The sequence below is a fragment of the Streptomyces sp. CB03234 genome, assembly GCF_001905885.1.
GTDB lineage: Bacteria > Actinomycetota > Actinomycetes > Streptomycetales > Streptomycetaceae > Streptomyces.
The window spans coordinates 1,114,828-1,128,883 of the sequence record NZ_LIYH01000002.1 but is presented as its reverse complement, the minus strand read 5'-3'; the positions used below and the strand labels follow the sequence as shown (position 1 = coordinate 1,128,883).

Annotated in this window: 10 protein-coding genes; 4 read left to right on the top strand and 6 right to left on the bottom strand. The window is 73.0% G+C overall.

Going from position 1 to position 14,056, the window contains the following annotated elements:
* Positions 1–273: 273 nt before the first annotated feature.
* Positions 274–1,224 carry a 2-hydroxyacid dehydrogenase gene (locus AMK26_RS12055; protein WP_198944035.1) on the bottom strand — a complete coding sequence of 317 codons (951 nt, stop codon included), beginning with the start codon at positions 1,222–1,224 and terminating at the stop codon, positions 274–276.
* A 47-nt stretch (positions 1,225–1,271) separates the two neighbouring features.
* Here AMK26_RS12055 and AMK26_RS12050 point away from each other — a divergent pair, with 47 nt between their 5' ends.
* The 3 genes from AMK26_RS12050 (at position 1,272) to AMK26_RS37240 (ending at position 3,745) form a co-directional block, all read left to right on the top strand.
* Complete coding sequence (locus tag AMK26_RS12050; protein WP_073754507.1) at positions 1,272–2,285, top strand: aldo/keto reductase; 1,014 nt, start codon at positions 1,272–1,274, stop codon at positions 2,283–2,285.
* A gap of 148 nt (positions 2,286–2,433) precedes the next feature.
* Entirely contained in the window at positions 2,434–3,558 is a 1,125-nt protein-coding gene (locus AMK26_RS12045) for a PQQ-dependent sugar dehydrogenase (RefSeq protein ID WP_198944057.1), read from the top strand.
* A 13-nt stretch (positions 3,559–3,571) separates the two neighbouring features.
* Positions 3,572–3,745, top strand: a complete 174-nt coding sequence (locus tag AMK26_RS37240) for a DUF6191 domain-containing protein (protein WP_198944034.1) — start codon at positions 3,572–3,574, stop codon at positions 3,743–3,745.
* 404 nt (positions 3,746–4,149) lie between these two features.
* Here the strand turns inward: AMK26_RS37240 and AMK26_RS12040 are convergent, their stop codons facing one another.
* From AMK26_RS12040 to AMK26_RS12020, 5 genes are all read right to left on the bottom strand, one after another.
* Entirely contained in the window at positions 4,150–7,245 is a 3,096-nt protein-coding gene (locus AMK26_RS12040; protein ID WP_443333155.1) for a helix-turn-helix transcriptional regulator, read from the bottom strand.
* 20 nt (positions 7,246–7,265) lie between these two features.
* Positions 7,266–7,451, bottom strand: coding sequence for a hypothetical protein (locus tag AMK26_RS12035; RefSeq protein WP_073754505.1), 186 nt, complete (start codon positions 7,449–7,451; stop codon positions 7,266–7,268).
* A 128-nt stretch (positions 7,452–7,579) separates the two neighbouring features.
* Positions 7,580–8,140, bottom strand: coding sequence for a hypothetical protein (locus AMK26_RS12030; RefSeq protein WP_241837861.1), 561 nt, complete (start codon positions 8,138–8,140; stop codon positions 7,580–7,582).
* A gap of 57 nt (positions 8,141–8,197) precedes the next feature.
* A complete protein-coding gene (locus AMK26_RS12025) occupies positions 8,198–10,510 on the bottom strand; it encodes an MMPL family transporter (RefSeq protein WP_073754503.1) in 2,313 nt (770 codons plus the stop codon).
* 191 nt (positions 10,511–10,701) lie between these two features.
* Entirely contained in the window at positions 10,702–12,765 is a 2,064-nt protein-coding gene (locus AMK26_RS12020) for a phosphocholine-specific phospholipase C (protein WP_241837881.1), read from the bottom strand.
* 490 nt (positions 12,766–13,255) lie between these two features.
* On the opposite strand from AMK26_RS12020, the gene AMK26_RS12015 reads away from it, so the two are divergent.
* Positions 13,256–14,056, top strand: a complete 801-nt coding sequence (locus AMK26_RS12015) for an SDR family oxidoreductase (RefSeq protein WP_073754501.1) — start codon at positions 13,256–13,258, stop codon at positions 14,054–14,056.

Below are 14,056 nucleotides of genomic sequence, written 5' to 3'. Positions count from 1 at the left end.
GCCTCCGGCGGCCGGGACGCGGTCGGGGGTCGCAGTCGGCTGCCCCGTCGCGTCGGTTCGTTCGCCCAAGCCCATCGACCGTGCATCGCCCGTCGCCCCCCTCGGATTCTGATCGGCAATCACGTCGCTCCCCTGCGCCGGTCCGTGCTCGACGCGGCCCCCAGATCGGGACGATACACCAGGATCGTCACTCAGGGACAGGGGTGCTCTACGCTCCGTGACGATCATCAGTGTTATGGGCACGCACGGCGCCCATATCGCTTCGGAGCGTGTTCAGCCGGTGGTCAGGACGGTGTTCCGCAGCGGTGCGCGCTCGGCGAAACGGGTGAGCTGTCCGGCGATGAGACGCTTCGCGCGGGGCATGAACGCCGAGGTCGATCCGCCGACGTGGGGGCTGATCAATACGCCCGGGGCGTGCCACAGCGGGTGGCCGGCGGGCAGCGGTTCGGGGTCGGTGACGTCGAGCGCGGCGCTGATCCGGCCGCTCTGGGCCTCGGCGAGGAGCGCCTTGGTGTCGACGACGGGGCCGCGCGCCACGTTCACGAGCAGGGCACCGTCCTTCATCCGGGCCAGGAAGCCGGCGTCTACGAGGTGGTGGGTGTCGGGGGTCAGCGGGGTGGACAGGATGACGACATCGGCGTGCGGCAGGAGTGCGGAAAGGTCCGCGAGCGCCTGCACGGGGCCGCGCTCGGTGGTGCGCGCGGAGCGCGCGACGCGCGCCACCCGCGCGCACTCAAAGGGCGCGAGCCGGTCCTCGATGGCCGCGCCGATCGATCCGTACCCCACGATCAGGACGGATTTGTCGGCGAGGGCGGGGTAGAAACCGGCCCGCCACTCCTCCTTGTCCTGGCCGCGCACGAAGCCGGGGATGCCGCGCAGCGAGGCGAGGATCAGTGCGAGGGTCAGCTCGGCGGTGCTGGCCTCGTGGACGCCCTTGGCGTTGCACAGCGCCACACCCGCGGGCAGCGAGCCGAGCCCCGGGGTCACGTGGTCGGTGCCCGCCGAGAGGGTCTGGACGACGCGCAGGGAGGTCATGGCGGCCATCGGGCGCACCGCGATCTCCGTGCCCTTCATGTAGGGCACGACGTAGAACACACAGTCGGCCGGGTCGGCCGGGAAGTCCGGGCCGCCGTCCCAGAAGCGGTAGGTCAGGCCGGACTCGGCGGGGTCGGGGAGCCCGTCTATCTCGTCGGCCGGAATGGGGAGCCACACGTCAGCAGTCATGGTCAGGAGGTTAGTTTGGGGAGCGGCACAAGGAGGGGTACGGGGAGTTGGAGCGCAGGACAATCGGGGCGACGGCGCTCGAAGTAGGTGCTATCGGCCTCGGCTGCATGCCGATGAGCTGGGCGTACAGCGCCTCGCAACAGCGCGGCGACCGCTCCTTGCGCACCGTGCACGCCGCGCTGGACGCCGGGGTGACGCTGCTCGACACGGCCGACATGTACGGGCCCTTCACCAATGAGCTGCTGCTGGGCCGGGTGCTCAGGGAGCGCCGGGCGGATGCCTTCGTGTCGACGAAGTGCGGGCTGCTCGTCGGGGAGCAGCACATCGTGGCCAACGGCCGTCCGGGGTATGTGCGGCGGGCGTGCGACGCCTCGCTGCGGCGGCTCCAGACCGACGTCATCGACCTGTACCAGTTGCACCGCGCAAATCCGGAGGTGCCGGTCGAGGAGACCTGGGGCGCGATGGCGGAGCTGGTGACGGCCGGGAAAGTGCGGGCGCTGGGCCTGTGCGCGATGGCGGTCCGCTCGCCGCGCCGCGCCGGTCCGGGCACGGATCTTTATGAGGGAACGATTCGGCAGCTGGAGCGGGTCCAGCAGGTGTTCCCGGTGAGCGCGGTGCAGGCCGAGCTGTCGGTGTGGTCGCCGGAGCCGTTGCGGCGGCTGCTGCCCTGGTGCGCGTCGCGGGGCGTGGGGTTCCTGGCGGCGATGCCGCTCGGGAACGGCTTCCTGACCGGGACGCTGACGCCGGGCGGTGGCTTCGAGCCGGAGGACCTGCGGGCTCGGCACCCCCGGTTCACGGCCGAGATGATGGCCGCGAACCAGCCGATCGTGGTGGGGCTGCGGCGGGTGGCCGAGCGGCACGGTGGCGAGGCGGCCGGGGTGACGCCGGCGCAGGTGGCGCTGGCGTGGGTGCTGGGGCGGGGTCGGCACGTCGTACCGGTGCCGGGGACGAAGCACGAGCGGTGGGCGGTGGAGAACGCGCGGGCGGCCGGGCTGTCGCTGACGGCGGAGGACCTGGCGGAGATCGCGGCGCTGCCGCCGGCGCGGGGGTCGTGGGACTGATTCCCGGGACGGAATCTCCGGCCGGACACGGGAACGTGATCGGCGCGAGCGGTGTATCAAGAGTAGGCATGCAGCTCACACCGCCGTTGAAGGGATCGGAACTGTGCAACGTCCTGCTGTGACGGCCGTGTTGGCCGCTGGCGCTCTGATGCTCGCGGCCGGGTGCTCGTCGGACGGGGGCGCGCGCCCCGCGGACGACCGGAGCGCCGGGTCACCACCTGCCGCGTCCGCCTCGCCCCCGGGGTCGCCCTCTCCGTCCGCGCGGTCCGCGCCGCCCGCGAAGGGCACGGTGACGGTCGTGTCCACGCTCACGGAGGGGCTGAAGTCGCCGTGGGGCCTGGCCGCCCTGCCGGACGGCGATCTGCTGGTCGCCTCGCGCGACGAGGGCACGGTCACCCGGATCGACGGGGAGAGCGGTGAGAAAACGGTGATCGGCTCGGTGCCGGGGGTGGCGCCGGCCGGCGAGGGCGGCCTGATGGGCCTGGCGCTCTCACCGTCGTACGCCTCCGATCACCTGGTGTACGCGTATTTCACCACCGAGTCGGACAACCGCATCGCCCGCATGCTGTACGACGAGAAGAAGCCGGCCGGCCAGCAGTTGGGGGCGCCCGACACGGTGCTGCGGGGCATCCCGAAGGGCACGATCCACAATGGCGGGCGGATCGCGTTCGGCCCGGACAAGATGTTGTACGCGGGCACGGGCGAGACCGGTGACACCGGCCTGGCGCAGGACAAGGACTCGCTGGGCGGGAAGATCCTCCGGATGACCCCGGACGGGCAGCCCGCGCACGGCAATCCCTCCGCGGACTCGGTCGTCTACTCGTACGGGCACCGCAATGTGCAGGGGCTGGCCTGGGATTCCGAGAAGCGGCTGTGGGCGGCCGAGTTCGGGCAGAACACCTGGGACGAACTGAATCTGATCGAGCCCGGCAAGAACTACGGCTGGCCGGAGGTGGAGGGCAAGGGCGGCAGGTCCGGCTTCGTCGATCCGGTCGCCCAGTGGAGGCCCGCCGACGCCTCGCCGAGCGGGCTCGCCGTCGCGGAGGGCTCGGTCTGGATGGCGGGACTGCGGGGCGAGCGGCTCTGGCGCATCCCGCTGGCCGGGGCGGAACCTTCGGCGGACCCCCAGGCGTTCCTGGAAGAGCGGTACGGCCGGCTGCGCACGGTCCTGGCGGCGGGCGGGAACAACGTCTGGCTGGTCACCAGCGAGACGGACGGCCGGGGCACCCCGGGGGCGGGCGACGACAGGATCCTCCAGCTGGAGGTGAAGTGAGAGGCGGAAGCCGGTGTTCAACCTGATGGAAGAGCTCTTCGCGCCGGGCCGCAAACACTCCGACGAGGAGCGCCGACGCCTGGCGCTGACCCGCGAGGACCTCGGCGACAACGACCCCTCCCGCGGCCCGATAGACCTCGCCTCGGGCACGGTGACCATACGTGCCCCTCGCCCCGCCGACGCCTGACGCCACGGAACGCCTCCCGGCCAGGACCGCCCCCGATGGCCCGGCCGGACGCCCCCACGAGGCGCCCCCGGGGTGCGGCTAGCAGCCGGGGCGCGAGCCCGGCTGGGGCGGGACCGTCCGGGCCTCGGCCTCCGGGCCGTGCGCCGACCGGGCGGGCCGTGCGCCGCGCGTGCCCGGTCGCCGGGCCACTCGGCCGTGAAGGCCGGCCGAGTGGTCGTCGCGGGGGCGACAAGGCCGGTGGTCCGGCAGCCGTATGCGCGGCCGGCGGGTGCTGAGGCAAGGCAGCGCCTACGGCGGTCGCCATGGGGCACGGCTCCATGGGCGGCGGGATGCGTGCCCGGGCAGGCGTATGGCCCTGAGACGGGCCCCCGGGGCGGGGCGGGCGGTACCAGTGCCGGGCGGGGTCAGGCGAGGACTTCGGGGAGGAGGCGCAGGCGGTGGGCGAGGGCGGCGGCTTCGCCACGGCCCGAGACGCCGAGCTTGGCGAGGATGTTGGAGACGTGCACGCTCGCCGTCTTCGGGGAGATGAACAGCTCCTCAGCTATCTGGCGGTTGGTGCGGCCCACCGCGACCAGACGGAGCACGTCCTGTTCGCGGGGCGTGAGGCCGAAGCCCTCGTCGTCCGGTTCCGGTGTCGTGGCGGCGGCCGGGGCACCGAGCGGCAGGCGGGCGCGGGCCGCGAGCAGTTCCAGGTCCTCACGCAGCGGGCGGGCTCCCAGGTGGACCGCGACGCCATGCGCCTCGCGCACCAGCTCGGCGGCGCGGTCGCGGTGGCCGCCCTGGAGGAGCAGCGCGTCCGCCCAGCGGTGCCGGGCGCGGGCCAGCTCGTAGGGGCGCTCCAGCGGGCCGAGGGCGCCCACGACCTCCGTCCAGCGGTCGGCGTCGTCGCGGCCCTCGGCGCGGGCCAGCTCGGCGGCGACGAACAACGCGTACGCCCGCCACACCGGGACCGGGGTGGCGAGCTGCTTCGCGTACGAGCGGATCCGCGCCAGCGCCTCGGGGCGCCCCTCCGCCGCGCCGGGCAGCCCGCGCGCCTCCGCCTCGGCCGTGGCGGCGGTCAGCAGCAGCGGCCAGGCGTACCGCTGGCTGCCGGGCGGGAAGCCGTTCTTCGCCGCTTCGGCCAGGCCTGCCCGTACATCGGCGATACGGCCCTGCGCGGCGGCGACGCCCAGGTCGATCTGGGCCAGCGGCAGCAGGTACTGATGCATCGGGTCGTGCGTGCCGTACGCCTCCCGGGCGAGCGCCAAGTGCTCCGCGCAGACGCCCAGTTCACCGCGGAGTCCGGCCAGCTGGGCGCGCCGGAGGTGCGCGGCGGCGCGTGGCTTGGTGCTGTAGGCGACGCGCTGGAGCCGGTGCGCGCCCTCGCCGGCCTCGTCCCAGTGGCCCAGCGAGATCTGTGACTCGACGAGGTTGCCCAGGACCCAGCCCTCGTTGTCGCGCAGGCCCCGCTCGCGGGAGAACTCCACGCCCTCGGTGGCGACCCGCACCGCTTCCCGGGAGCGCCCGACACCCTCCAGGCAGGAGGCGATGTTGACGTAGGCGCGTCCGGCCTCGTTGCGCAGGCCCAGCTCGCGCGTCCGGTCGAGGACCGCGTACTTCTCCGCGAGACCCGCCTCGATGTCGCCCGAGTCGGCCATGAGACCGCCGAGGGTGAGGCGGGCGTTGAGCTCGACCGGCTCGGCCTTGACCAGGCGGGCGTACTCGACGGCCCGTTCGGCCGCGGCGAGGCTCTCCGGGCCCGGTGCGTGCAGCATGCCCCAGCCGGCTGCCACGGCGAGGACCTGCGCGTGGACGGCGGACGGCGGCAGGCCGCGCACCAGCTCCTGCGCGGTGGCGATCTCGGCCCAGCCGTCGCCACGGCCGAGGTTCGACATGAGCCGGGACCGCTCGGTCCAGAACCAGGCGGCGCGCTGAGGGTCCTTGCCGCCGGAGGCCATGGCCGGGTCGTTGTCGTCGTCGAGGATCCGCAGCGCGCGCTTGACTATCTTCAGGGCCCGTTCGCGCTCACCGCACAGCCGCGCGGCGACGGCCGCCTCGGCCAGCAGGTCGAGGTAGCGCAGGGGGGTGGTGTCGGGGCAGCCGCACGCCGGGTACGCCTCGGCGTAGTCGATGGGCCGCAGGGACGCCCGTACGTCCTCGGGAACGTCGTCCCACAGCTCCATGGCCCGTTCCAGCAGGCCCAGTTGCTCGGCGTGCGCGTGGCGCTTGCGGGCCTCCACGGCGGCCCGGAGGACGACGGGCAGGGCCTTGGCGGCGTCGTGTGCGTGGTACCAGTAGCTGGCGAGCCGGGTGGTGCGCTCGTCGGCCCGTACGAGAGAGGGATCGGCCTCCAGCGCTTCGGCGTACCGCCGGTTGAGGCGGGAGCGCTCGCCGGGCAGCAGGTCGTCGCTGACGGCCTCGCGGACCAGGGAGTGGCGGAAGCGGTAGCCCTCGCCGTCGGGCACGGCGAGCAGGATGTTGGCGTTGACGGCGGCCCGCAGGGCCTCGATCAGGTCGTCCTCGGGCAGCCGGGCGACGGCGGCGAGCAGGCCGTACTCCACGGTGGAGCCGCCCTCGGCGACGATCCTGGCGACCTTCTGGGCGTCCTCGGAGAGCCGTTCGACCCGCACGAGCAGCAGGTCGCGCAGGGACTCGCTGAGTCCGCCCGGCTCGCCGCCGCCCTCCTGGCAGACGACGAGCTCCTCGACGAAGAAGGCGTTGCCGTCCGAGCGGCGGAAGATGTCGTCGACGAGGGCGGGGGCCGGCTCGGCGGCCAGGATGCCGGTCAGCTGACGGTGGACCTCGGTGCGGTTGAACCGGGGCAGTTCGATACGGCGGACGGTGCGCAGGCGGTCCAGCTCGGCGAGCAGCGGCCGCAGCGGGTGGCGGCGGTGGATGTCGTCGGCGCGGTAGGTGGCGACGACGACGAGCCGGCCGCGGTGCAGGGTGCGGAAGAGGTAGGCCAGCAGGTGGCGGGTGGAGGCGTCGGCCCAGTGCAGGTCCTCCAGGGCGAGGACGACCGTCCGGTCACCGGCGATGCGCTCCAGGAGGCGGACGGTCAGCTCGAAGAGCCGGGCGGTGCTGTCCTCGTTGTACGGCTCCGGGCCTGTCGTGTCGCCCAGTTCGGGCAGCAGCCGGGCCAGTTCGCCCTCCTGGCCCTCCGCCGCGGCGGCGAGCTCGTCGGGGAGCGTGCGGCGCAGGGAGCGCAGCGCGGTGGAGAACGGCGCGAACGGCAGCCCGTCCGCGCCGATCTCGACGCAGCCGCCGACGGCGACGACCGCACCCTGGGCGCACGCCTCGCCGAGGAACTCCTCCAGCAGACGTGTCTTGCCGACGCCTGCCTCACCGCCGACGAGCAACGCCTGCGGCTCTCCCGCGTTCGCGCGGGAGAGCGCTTCGGTGAGTGCGGTCAATTCACCGGCTCTGCCGACGAACACGGGACTGACGGACCTGGTCTCCACGTTGCCGAGCATCGCACAGCCCTCCGACATCACGGCACCGGATATTGGTGCGACGGCCATGGCGCGGGGCCGCCCGGCCGTCACGCGGCCGTGGCGAAGCGGCCGTGGTCGGTATTCACCTGCCCTTCGGGGGCGTTGTGGCCGGATCGGCGGGCGAGGGCGCGGCGGGCCTTGCGGGCGGCCCGGGCGACGTTGGCCAACCGCTGCGCGTCGGCCTCGCGGAGGAGGTCGGCGTGACGGGCCTGCTGGAGTTCGTAGGCGAACATGAGGGTCTCCCTGGTGGTGTCGGGGCGTTTCGTGATGCCTCGACTCTCGTTCGCCAGGGGGTGCGGCCGCATCGGGAGAGTGCCGCATCTTGGGCGGCAGGGGGGCCTTAGACGTGGGTAAGGACGCCTCAGGAGCCGGTGGTGGGCAGGGACAGGAACAGGTCGGCGTACATGCCGGCGGACAGCAGCAGCCCCAGTGCGCCCAGTACGGCTCCGGCCAGGGCCACCGCCCGGATCCACAGGGGGCGCTGGGGGCGGGTGAGCACGATGAGCCCGGTGATCAGGGCCACGACGGCGAAGAGGCCGTTGACGAGGGCGGTGGTGTGCCAGGCGTCACCGTAGATCTCGGAGATCTGCTGGGCGGGGGAGCCGGTCTGGGAGGTGGTGATCTGGCCGATGAGCGTCTCGCGCTCGGAGGCGATGCGGCCCATCCAGGTGCCGGTGAGGGAGGCGATGCCGAGGGCCGTGGCGACGACGGCCGCCGCGGCGGTGGCGAGGCCGCCGGCCTGCTCGGTGGCAGGCTGCGGCTCGTGCGGTTCCTGATCGAATTCGGCGGCGTGCTCGTCGTCGTACGCGGCCTGGTGGTCCTTGGGGTCCGCGGCCGTCCCGGCCGGGGTCTCCACCGCGGTGTCGGTGGCGGTGGCGGTGTCGGTGTCGGTGTCGTCGGTCTTGGTCGTCGTGGGGTTCATGCGCGGCACGCTAGGTGCCGTTTCTGAGAGCCCCCTTAACGCGCGAGCCCTCCGCCGCTAGGGCACGAGCTGTCCGTCGTCGCTCGAACGCTGCCACGGGATCTTCGCCTGATCGGAATCGCGGCACTCGGGGTTCTCGATGCTGATGCGCGGCAGGATGCGGTCGAGCCAGCCGGGCAGCCACCAGTTGGCGCCCCCGAGCATGTGCATGAGGGCCGGGACCAGGAGCGTACGGAGGACGAACGCGTCCAGGGCGACGGCGGCCGCCAGGCCGATACCGAACATCGCGATGACCCGGTCCCCGGAGAGGACGAACGCGAGGAACACGGCGATCATGATCACGGCGGCGGAGTTGATCACCCGGCTGGTCTCGGCGAGGCCGACCCGTACGGCCCGCCGGTTGTCCCCGGTCTCCAGCCACTCCTCGTACATCCGGCTGACCAGGAAGACCTGGTAGTCCATGGAGAGCCCGAAGAGTACGGACACCATGATCACCGGCAGGAACGGTTCGATGGGGCCGGCCCGGCCGAGGCCGAGCAGTTCGCTGCCCATGCCCCACTGGAAGATCGCGACGACGACCCCGAAGGCGGAGGCGACGGCGGCGACGTTCATCAGGGCGGCCTTCAGCGGGATGCCGATCGAGCGGAAGGCGAGCAGGAGCAGCAGACAGCCCAGGGCGATGACGACGCCCACGAAGAGCGGCAGCTTGCCGATGATGACCTGGGCGAAGTCGTCGTAGCCGGCGGTGATGCCGCCGACGTACACGTCGAGGGAGGTGCCGTTCTCGGCGGTCGGCAGGACGTCGTCGCGCAGCCGGTCGACGAGGTCGCTGGTCGCTTGCGACTGCGGCGCGGAGTCCGGTACGACGGTGAGGACGGCGGTGTTGCCGCTGCCGCTGTACGTGACCGGGCTGACCGTTTCGACGCCCGCCGTGGCGCGCAGGGCGTCGGGGAGCGTGGCGAGGGCGAGCCGGTCGTCGGCGCCGTCGAGCTCGGCGACGAGCGTGAGGGGGCCGTTGACGCCGGGGCCGAAGCCGTCGGCGAGCAGGTCGTAGGCCTTGCGGGTGGTCGTGGTGGCCGGGTTGTTGCCCTGGTCGGAGGTGCCGAGGTGGAGGCCGAACGTGGGCAGCGCGAGGACCAGCATGACCACGGCGGCGACGGCGCCCAGCAGCTTGGGGTGGCGTTCGACGAACGCGGACCAGCGGGCGGCGAAGCCGGTCGGCAGCTCCGGCTCCGGGCCGTGCTCCACCAGCCGGGCGCGCTCGCGGCGCGACAGGGCGCGCATGCCGATGAACGACAGCAGCGCGGGCAGCAGCGTCACGGACGCGGCGACGGTGAGGACGACGGTGAGGGAGGCCGCGATGGCGACGCCGTTGAGGAAGCCGAGCCGCAGTATCAGCATGCCCAGCAGCGCGATGCAGACCGTGGCGCCGGCGAAGACGACGGCCCGGCCGGTGGTGGCGACGGCGTTCTGGGCGGCTTCGGCGACCGGGAGGCCGCGTTTGAGGCCCTTGCGGTGGCGGGTGACGATGAACAGCGCGTAGTCGATGCCGACGCCGAGGCCGATGAGCATGCCCAGCATGGGTGCGAAGTCGGCCACGGTCATGACGTGGCCGAGCAGCCCGATGCCCGCGTAGGCGGTGCCGACGCTGACGAGGGCGGTGGCGATCGGCAGGAGGCTGGCGGCGAGGGAGCCGAAGGCGAGGAAGAGGACCAGGGCGGCGACGGCCACGCCGACGATCTCGGCGGTGTGGGAGGCGGGCGCCTCGGTGACCGCGACGGCACTGCCGCCGAGCTCCACCTGGACGCCGTCGCTCGCGGCCGCGCGGGCGGTGTCGACGACGGCCTGGATCTGGGCGGGCGGGATCTCGTCGGCGTGCCGGTCGAAGGCGACGGTGGCGTAGGCGGTGCGTCCGTCCTCACTGACCCGGCCGGGCGCGGAGGTGACCTCGGACGGCCCGGATCCCAGGGCGGCGCTCTGGGAGGGGGCACTGGAGGCGGGGGTCTGGGAGGCGGCTCCAGGGGCCCCGGCGGGGACCTGGGCGTGGTCGTACGGGCCGGTGACGGAGGCGACGCCGGGCAGCTCGGCGACGTCGTGGAGCATGGCCTCCATGCGGTCCTCGACGGCGGCCGCGCGGACGCTGCCCTGGGTGGTGTGCCAGACGATGGTGTCGCCGTCGCCGCCCTGGCCCCGGAAGCCTTCCTCCAGGAGGGAGGCGGCGCGGCCGGACTCGGTGCCGGGGACCTCGTAGTCGTTGGAGTACGCGGAGCCGGCGATGCCGGCGGCCGCCGTGACGCCGACCAAGGCGCAGAGCCAGAGCAGGACGGCGGCGAGGCGGTGCGTGATGCACCATCGGGCGATGGCTGCCAACGGGTGTACTCCCTGAGTGGTTCGTGCTCTCTATCGGGGATTGCCCGTAAAGAACGCATGACCTACGTACCGCCACTCTGGCAGCCTAAAGAGATCGATTGTCCCTTTCGTGGCGATACTCACAGCTCAGACACCACGGTGCGCGGAAGCCCGGGCCAAAGGTCCCGGGCTTCCGCACTCCGTCCGCCCACTCAGCCCGAGACGCTCGCCCGCCCGTTCTCGATGTGCCCCATCAGCCGGCGCCGGAAGCCCTCGGGGCCGGTGATCTCGATGTCGTACCAGCCGTGCGCATCGGCGGCGGAGTGCACGACCGTACGGCTGCGGCCGGCCTTGACGGTGACCTGCCGGGTCCAGTCACCGAGGTCGGCCTCGTCGACGTAGCCGAGGGGGCGGACCGTGAAGGTGACCGGCCCGTCGCCGGTGGCGGCCAGGGTGAGGTGTACGTCGCGCTCACGCGGGTCGATGTGCGAGGTGACCTCGGCGCCGCCCGCCGCCTTGCCGGCGAACTCGCGGCGGAAGCCGTTCGGGCCGGTGATCGTGAAGCGGTACGCCTCGCGGGTAAGGGGCACCCTCCATTGAGCCGTGCCCCTTACGTCCTGGTGCTGCGGGACGGCGAACTCGCCGGCGTACGGATAGAGCGCGAAGGGCGCGCTCGCCTTGCCCGTGTTGCTGAGCGTGACGGTCAGGGCGCCGCCCTGGACACGCCCGTGCGCGTCCGGCTGGTACGGCAGGGGCCGCGCCGGCCGCGTACCGGGCTCCTGGACGGGCATGTGCTGCACCAGCGGCGGCTGCGGGCGCCAGCGGCCGGTGAACGGCGGAATGGCGCCCGGCCGCTCCACCTCCGGCTGCGGGCGGCCGCGCCGGAAGTCGAACGCGGACGTCAGGTCGCCGGTGACGCGGCGCCGCCACGGCGTGATGTTGGGCTCCTCGATCCCGGTCCAGGTCTCCAGGAAACGGATCACCGACGTGTGGTCGAAGACCTCGGAGCAGACGTAGCCGCCCACCGTCCACGGCGAGACGACCAGCAGCGGCACCCGGATGCCGAGCCCGGTCGGCAGCCCCTTCCACCGCTCGTCGGTGTCGCCGGCCGGCGGCACGGGCGGCGGGACGTGGTCGAAGAAGCCGTCGTTCTCGTCGTAGTTGATCAGTACGACGGTGTGCCGCCAGACGTCGGGGTGGGAGCCGAGCGCGTCCAGCACCTTGTAGACGAGGGTGGCGGAGGCGATCGGCGAGGACGAGCCGGGGTGCTCGGAATCGATCGCGGAGGGCACGAGGTAGGAGACCTCCGGCAGCGTGCCGGCGGCGACGTCCGCCCGGAACGCGTCCGCGAGCCCGCCGGTCTCCACCCGTCGCAGCCCTCGCTCGAACAGCGAGCGCTCCTGTGTGGTGAGGGTCGCGACACCGTCCTCCAGGGCGGCGAGCAGCCGCGCCCGCTCTGCGGCGTCACCGGTGTCGCGCACGGCCGCGTAGAAGGACTCCATGTAGGTGTGACCGCCGGTCTTGGCCAGGGCCTTGCGGGCGATCTTCTTGAAGGTGGTGAAGAACTCGATGTTGTTGTCGGTGAAGTTCTCCCACTCGGTGTACGTCTTCCAGGTCCGGCCCGCCTTCTCCAGGCGCTCGGCGTACGTCGGCCACGGGTAGCCGGGGTGGGTGCCCTCCGCGTACGCGGCGTTGGTGACGGCGCGCGAGCCGTCGGCCTCGTACCCCGTCCACCCGCTCCACAGGTGGTTGCGGTTGGGGCTGGTCGACGTATGGATGGAGGAGTGGTACGCGTCGCAGATGGTGAACGTGTCCGCGAGCTCGTAGTGCAGCGGGATGTCGCGACGGTCGTAGTACGCCATCGTCGCGGCCGTCTTGGCGGAGACCCAGCCGTCCATCCACCCGTCGCGCCAGGCCTTGGCGCCGCCGCCCCAGGAGTGGTCGAGGTCGCCGATGTACTGGAGGTCCTTCTTCTGCGTCTCGGCGACGTCCCGGACGGGGAAGGGCAGCACGGTACGGCCGAGCGGCCCGGGCTGCTCGAAGACCGGCTTGCCCGAGGGCAGTTCGACGGCGTTGCGGTCACCGAAGCCGCGGACGCCGCGCAGGGTGCCGAAGTAGTGGTCGAAGGAACGATTCTCCTGCATCAGGATCACCACGTGCCTGACCGCCCGCAGTCCGCCGGAGGGCGGAGCGGCGGCCATCGCCGCCCGCAGCGAGGGCGGCAGCAGCGACCCGGCCGCGGCGGCGCCGAGGGCGCCCCCACCCAGCGCGAGCATCCTTCTGCGTGAAATCTCCCGCGGGTTCTCCGGTGACAAGCCCGACCTCCCAGTCGACATCCAATGGTCCCTGCGCGATCCATTGAGGGGTACGGCCGGACGCTAGTGAGCCCACGTGGCCCTGGGAAGACCCCCGGAGGGACGAAAGGTGAACGTCCAACAGGTTGCGAGGTAAGTCCAAGCGGACGGTCCACGACGGTCCACGAGCCCCCAAGGGTGGTTGCACAACAAACCATTGACGCCACCCGGCCGCCTCTTCTTGGCCACAACCCGCCAGTCACGCATGCCCCCGCGCAGCGGTGGGCAGCAGATCCCCACCCCCCACGGGACGCCATCCGGTCCCAGCCGCGGCCCCGCCTCCCGCCACCCTTGGGCGGCGGGGCCGCCGGCACAGCGACCGGCGGCCCCCGACGGGTGACCGGGCGTGCCGGGCGCCGAACGGAGTGGGACAGTCGGACCACGAAGCGGACCGTCGCCGAAGGAGCTGCCCATGGACACCGTCCTGGTCACCGGCGGGACCGGGCACCTGGGGCGGGACCTGATCGGCCGGCTGAAGCCCGCCCACCGGGTGCGCGTGCTCGCCCGGACCCGGGGCACCGACCCCGATGTGGAGTGGGTACGGGGCGATCTCCGTACCGGGGCCGGGATCAGAGAGGCCATGTCGGGGGTCCGTACCGTGGTGCACGCCGCGACCTGGTCCCCCGCCGCGCGGCGCGGATACCTGCTGCCGACCGACTTCTGGCGCAGTCCGCCGGACGTCGACGTCCACGGCACACGCCGTCTGCTCGACGAGGCCGGCCGGGCCGGAGTCGGCCATGTCGCCTACGTGTCCATCGTCGGCGTCGACCGGCCGCTCCTGCCGTACCTGCGGCTGAAGCACCAGGCCGAGGAACTGGTGCGCGCCGGTGACGTTCCCTGGTCGGTGCTGCGGGCCACCCAGTTCCACTGGCTGACCGACCGCCTCCTGGGGAAGGCCGCCCGGCTGCCCGTACTGCCGCTGCCCACGGACATCGAGGCCCAGCCGGTGGACTCCGCCGACTTCGCCGCGTACGTGGCCCAGCGCGTCGCCGACGGGCCCGGCGGGCAGTGCGAGGACTTCGGCGGGCCGGAGGTGTTGCGCTTCGGTGACCTCGTCGCGCAGTGGCAGCGGATCCGGGGCCGTCGCCGCGGGGTCGTGCGGCTTCCGGTGCCGGCCCGGTTCGAGCAGGCGGCCCGCGCCCTCACCTGCCCGGCCGGCCGCCGCGGCACCGTCACCTGGTCGGCGTGGCTGCGCAGCCATCCGCCCGAGTGA

What these genes read in the sequence shown, in the direction of transcription:
- AMK26_RS12055 (WP_198944035.1), bottom strand. Translation starts at nt 1,224, where the DNA reads ATGACTGCTGACGTGTGGCTCCCCATTCCGGCCGACGAGATAGACGGG.
- AMK26_RS12045 (WP_198944057.1), top strand. Translation starts at nt 2,434, where the DNA reads ATGCTCGCGGCCGGGTGCTCGTCGGACGGGGGCGCGCGCCCCGCGGAC.
- AMK26_RS12040 (WP_443333155.1), bottom strand. Translation starts at nt 7,245, where the DNA reads ATGGCCGTCGCACCAATATCCGGTGCCGTGATGTCGGAGGGCTGTGCG.
- AMK26_RS12035 (WP_073754505.1), bottom strand. Translation starts at nt 7,451, where the DNA reads ATGTTCGCCTACGAACTCCAGCAGGCCCGTCACGCCGACCTCCTCCGC.
- AMK26_RS12030 (WP_241837861.1), bottom strand. Translation starts at nt 8,140, where the DNA reads ATGAACCCCACGACGACCAAGACCGACGACACCGACACCGACACCGCC.
- AMK26_RS12020 (WP_241837881.1), bottom strand. Translation starts at nt 12,765, where the DNA reads ATGCTCGCGCTGGGTGGGGGCGCCCTCGGCGCCGCCGCGGCCGGGTCG.
- AMK26_RS12015 (WP_073754501.1), top strand. Translation starts at nt 13,256, where the DNA reads ATGGACACCGTCCTGGTCACCGGCGGGACCGGGCACCTGGGGCGGGAC.